The sequence below is a fragment of the Streptomyces sp. NPDC048275 genome, assembly GCF_040652275.1.
In the GTDB taxonomy this organism is placed as follows: Bacteria; Actinomycetota; Actinomycetes; order Streptomycetales; family Streptomycetaceae; genus Streptomyces.
In genome coordinates this window covers 1-5,645 of the sequence record NZ_JBEZLR010000196.1, presented here as the reverse complement: position 1 = coordinate 5,645, position 5,645 = coordinate 1, and the positions used below count along the sequence as shown (strand labels likewise).

General features: G+C 50.3%; 2 tRNA genes and 3 rRNA genes. All 5 read right to left on the bottom strand.

Annotation, left to right across the window (positions count from 1 at the left end):
• Positions 1–280 precede the first annotated feature (280 nt).
• Positions 281–396 (bottom strand): 5S ribosomal RNA (gene rrf / locus AB0D57_RS46930).
• Positions 397–582: 186 nt separating this feature from the next.
• Positions 583–3,510 (bottom strand): 23S ribosomal RNA (locus tag AB0D57_RS46925).
• Between the two features lie 181 nt (positions 3,511–3,691).
• Positions 3,692–5,244, bottom strand: a 16S ribosomal RNA gene (locus tag AB0D57_RS46920).
• Together the 16S, 23S and 5S rRNA genes with 2 tRNA genes alongside form the textbook arrangement of a ribosomal RNA operon.
• Before the next feature lie 144 nt (positions 5,245–5,388).
• A tRNA-Ala gene (locus AB0D57_RS46915) sits at positions 5,389–5,464 on the bottom strand.
• Positions 5,465–5,480: 16 nt separating this feature from the next.
• A tRNA-Pro gene (locus tag AB0D57_RS46910) sits at positions 5,481–5,557 on the bottom strand.
• Between the last annotated feature and the right edge of the window lie 88 nt (positions 5,558–5,645).

The window sequence follows — 5,645 nt, the reverse complement described above, 5'->3', positions numbered from 1 at the left end:
GGCACATTGTGAGACACCGCCTCTTTCTATTTTTCAGGTATCCCAGCAAGTGATCAGGATCTCTCTTCATGGCGTTCTATACATCGTAGATTCCATCAGTCGACAGTCTGCTAAGCCATGTTTTTCACTGGAGTGTGGTTCATTCATATCCATTGATACCTCGAAGTATTTTATATATCCTAACCTATTATGTAAATTTTAACATTTAAATTGTTATATCATTTTATTATTATGTTACAAAACAAAAAAGCCGAGGAATAAATCCTCGACTTTTCTAGGTGCCTAGCGACGTCCTACTCTCACAGGGGGAAGCCCCCAACTACCATCGGCGCTAAAGAGCTTAACTTCCGTGTTCGGTATGGGAACGGGTGTGACCTCTTTGCCATCATCACTAGACTATTATCGGCTTTCAATATACATCGTATTTCTTCGTCAGCTTCTGTCGTTCAGTCAGTCACGTACTTGAGTACGCTCCTTCCCTCTCTCCATCGCTTCCTCGAACTACTTGTATCTTGAAACCCTTGGTTGAAAGAATTGTTCTTTCAAAACTGGATAAACGGTGCATTGAATGTTTCAAACATTTTGGTTAAGTCCTCGATCGATTAGTATTCGTCAGCTCCATGTGTCACCACACTTCCACCTCGAACCTATCTACCTCATCGTCTTTGAGGGATCTTACTTACTTGCGTAATGGGAAATCTCATCTTGAGGGGGGCTTCATGCTTAGATGCTTTCAGCACTTATCCCGTCCACACATAGCTACCCAGCGATGCCTTTGGCAAGACAACTGGTACACCAGCGGTGTGTCCATCCCGGTCCTCTCGTACTAAGGACAGCTCCTCTCAAATTTCCTACGCCCACGACGGATAGGGACCGAACTGTCTCACGACGTTCTGAACCCAGCTCGCGTACCGCTTTAATGGGCGAACAGCCCAACCCTTGGGACCGACTACAGCCCCAGGATGCGATGAGCCGACATCGAGGTGCCAAACCTCCCCGTCGATGTGGACTCTTGGGGGAGATAAGCCTGTTATCCCCGGGGTAGCTTTTATCCGTTGAGCGATGGCCCTTCCATGCGGAACCACCGGATCACTAAGCCCGTCTTTCGACCCTGCTCGACTTGTAGGTCTCGCAGTCAAGCTCCCTTATGCCTTTACACTCTACGAATGATTTCCAACCATTCTGAGGGAACCTTTGGGCGCCTCCGTTACCTTTTAGGAGGCGACCGCCCCAGTCAAACTGTCCGCCTGACACTGTCTCCTGCCCCGCTAAGGGGCATGGGTTAGAATTTCAATACAACCAGGGTAGTATCCCACCGACGCCTCCTTCGAAGCTGGCGCTCCGAGATCTCTGGCTCCTACCTATCCTGTACAAGTTGTACCAAAATTCAATATCAGGCTACAGTAAAGCTCCACGGGGTCTTTCCGTCCTGTCGCGGGTAACCTGCATCTTCACAGGTACTATAATTTCACCGAGTCTCTCGTTGAGACAGTGCCCAGATCGTTACGCCTTTCGTGCGGGTCGGAACTTACCCGACAAGGAATTTCGCTACCTTAGGACCGTTATAGTTACGGCCGCCGTTTACTGGGGCTTCAATTCGCAGCTTCGCTTGCGCTAACCACTCCTCTTAACCTTCCAGCACCGGGCAGGCGTCAGCCCCTATACGTCACCTTACGGTTTTGCAGAGACCTGTGTTTTTGCTAAACAGTCGCCTGGGCCTATTCACTGCGGCTCTCATGCGCTTGCACGCTCAAGAGCACCCCTTCTCCCGAAGTTACGGGGTCATTTTGCCGAGTTCCTTAACGAGAGTTCTCTCGCACACCTTAGGATTCTCTCCTCGACTACCTGTGTCGGTTTGCGGTACGGGCACCTCTCACCTCGATAGAGGCTTTTCTTGGCAGTGTGAAATCAGGAACTTCGTCCATACGGACTCGCCATCACAGCTCAACGTTACAGTGTGCGGATTTGCCTACACACACGCCTTACTGCTTGGACGCGCATATCCAACAGCGCGCTTACCCTATCCTACTGCGTCCCCCCATTTCTCAAACGGTGAGGAGGTGGTACAGGAATATCAACCTGTTGTCCATCGCCTACGCCTATCGGCCTCGGCTTAGGTCCCGACTAACCCTGAGCGGACGAGCCTTCCTCAGGAAACCTTAGTCATACGGTGGACGGGATTCTCACCCGTCTTTCGCTACTCATACCGGCATTCTCACTTCTAAGCGCTCCACCAGTCCTTCCGGTCTGACTTCAACGCACTTAGAACGCTCTCCTACCACTGACATCGTAGATGTCAATCCACAGCTTCGGTGAATCGTTTAGCCCCGATACATTTTCGGCGCAGCGTCACTCGACCAGTGAGCTATTACGCACTCTTTAAATGATGGCTGCTTCTAAGCCAACATCCTGGTTGTCTGTGCAACGCCACATCCTTTTCCACTTAACGATTACTTTGGGACCTTAGCTGGTGGTCTGGGCTGTTTCCCTTTTGACTACGGATCTTATCACTCGCAGTCTGACTCCCGTGTATAAATATCTGGCATTCGGAGTTTGTCTGAATTCGGTAAACCGGGATGGCCCCCTAGTCCAAACAGTGCTCTACCTCCAGTATTCTCATCACGAGGCTAGCCCTAAAGCTATTTCGGAGAGAACCAGCTATCTCCAAGTTCGATTGGAATTTCTCCGCTACCCACACCTCATCCCCGCACTTTTCAACGTGCGTGGGTTCGGGCCTCCAGTAAGTGTTACCTCACCTTCACCCTGGACATGGGTAGATCACCTGGTTTCGGGTCTACGACCACGTACTAATTCGCCCTATTCAGACTCGCTTTCGCTGCGGCTCCGCCTTCTAAAGCTTAACCTCGCACGTAATCGTAACTCGCCGGTTCATTCTACAAAAGGCACGCTATCACCCATTAACGGGCTCTAACTACTTGTAGGCACACGGTTTCAGGATCTATTTCACTCCCCTTCCGGGGTGCTTTTCACCTTTCCCTCACGGTACTGGTTCACTATCGGTCACTAGGTAGTATTTAGCCTTGGGAGATGGTCCTCCCGGATTCCGACGGAATTTCACGTGTTCCGCCGTACTCAGGATCCACTCAGGAGAGAACGAACTTTCGACTACAGGGCTTTTACCTGCTCTGGCGGACCTTTCCAAGTCGCTTCATCTAACTCGCTCTTTTGTAACTCCGTATAGAGTGTCCTACAACCCCAAGAGGCAAGCCTCTTGGTTTGGGCTCTTCCCGTTTCGCTCGCCGCTACTCAGGGAATCGATTTTTCTTTCTCTTCCTCCAGGTACTTAGATGTTTCAGTTCCCTGGGTCTGCCATCAAAACGCTATGTATTCACGTCAAGATACTACGCGATTAAACGTAGTGGGTTCCCCCATTCGGAAATCTCCGGATCAAAGCTCACTTACAGCTCCCCGAAGCATATCGGTGTTAGTGCCGTCCTTCATCGGCTCCTAGTGCCAAGGCATTCGCCGTGCGCCCTTAATAACTTAACCAAGTTATTAAGCCTATAAAAAAACTTAAAAAATAAATGTGTTTGTTACAATTTCAATGTCGTTTTATCCAGTTTTCAAAGAACAAGTTTTGAAGTATTTCATTCAGAAGAATGAACCTTCAAAACTGAACGCAAAACGTAATCTTACAAACCCTAGGTTTGTATTCCGAAAATATCCTTAGAAAGGAGGTGATCCAGCCGCACCTTCCGATACGGCTACCTTGTTACGACTTCACCCCAATCATCTATCCCACCTTCGGCGGCTGGCTCCAAAAAGGTTACCCCACCGACTTCGGGTGTTACAAACTCTCGTGGTGTGACGGGCGGTGTGTACAAGGCCCGGGAACGTATTCACCGCGGCATGCTGATCCGCGATTACTAGCGATTCCGGCTTCATGTAGGCGAGTTGCAGCCTACAATCCGAACTGAGAACGACTTTATCGGATTAGCTCCCTCTCGCGAGTTGGCAACCGTTTGTATCGTCCATTGTAGCACGTGTGTAGCCCAGGTCATAAGGGGCATGATGATTTGACGTCATCCCCACCTTCCTCCGGTTTGTCACCGGCAGTCACCTTAGAGTGCCCAACTAAATGATGGCAACTAAGATCAAGGGTTGCGCTCGTTGCGGGACTTAACCCAACATCTCACGACACGAGCTGACGACAACCATGCACCACCTGTCACCGTTGTCCCCGAAGGGAAAACCATATCTCTACAGTGGTCAACGGGATGTCAAGACCTGGTAAGGTTCTTCGCGTTGCTTCGAATTAAACCACATGCTCCACCGCTTGTGCGGGCCCCCGTCAATTCCTTTGAGTTTCAGTCTTGCGACCGTACTCCCCAGGCGGAGTGCTTAATGCGTTAGCTGCAGCACTAAGGGGCGGAAACCCCCTAACACTTAGCACTCATCGTTTACGGCGTGGACTACCAGGGTATCTAATCCTGTTTGCTCCCCACGCTTTCGCGCCTCAGCGTCAGTTACAGACCAGAAAGTCGCCTTCGCCACTGGTGTTCCTCCAAATCTCTACGCATTTCACCGCTACACTTGGAATTCCACTTTCCTCTTCTGCACTCAAGTCCCCCAGTTTCCAATGACCCTCCACGGTTGAGCCGTGGGCTTTCACATCAGACTTAAAGGACCGCCTGCGCGCGCTTTACGCCCAATAATTCCGGACAACGCTTGCCACCTACGTATTACCGCGGCTGCTGGCACGTAGTTAGCCGTGGCTTTCTAATAAGGTACCGTCAAGGTACAGCCAGTTACTACTGTACTTGTTCTTCCCTTACAACAGAGTTTTACGATCCGAAAACCTTCTTCACTCACGCGGCGTTGCTCCATCAGGCTTTCGCCCATTGTGGAAGATTCCCTACTGCTGCCTCCCGTAGGAGTCTGGGCCGTGTCTCAGTCCCAGTGTGGCCGATCACCCTCTCAGGTCGGCTACGCATCGTCGCCTTGGTGAGCCGTTACCTCACCAACTAGCTAATGCGCCGCGGGCCCATCTTATAGCGACAGCCGAAACCGTCTTTCAGTATTTCACCATGAAGTAAAATAGATTATTCGGTATTAGCCCCGGTTTCCCGGAGTTATCCCAAACTATAAGGTAGGTTGCCCACGTGTTACTCACCCGTCCGCCGCTAACGTCGAAGGAGCAAGCTCCTTCTCTGTTCGCTCGACTTGCATGTATTAGGCACGCCGCCAGCGTTCGTCCTGAGCCAGGATCAAACTCTCCATAAAAGAAATTTGATTAGCTCAAATTGTTTTGCTGGCATCATGTTTGATGTCCAAAATTTTGTTTCGTTCACTAACTCAAGGTTAGCTACTAAAAACTTTATTGATTACGTTTTGCTTGTTCAGTTTTCAAGGTTCATTTATTTTGATTGGTGGAGCCTAGCGGGATCGAACCGCTGACCTCCTGCGTGCAAGGCAGGCGCTCTCCCAGCTGAGCTAAGGCCCCTAAATTTAAGAAAAAATGGTCGGAATGACAGGATTCGAACCTACGACCCCTTGGTCCCAAACCAAGTGCTCTACCAAGCTGAGCTACATTCCGATAAATATTAATTTGGCGCGCCCGGCAGGAGTCGAACCCACAACCTTCTGATCCGTAGTCAGACGCTCTATCCAATTGAGCTACGGGC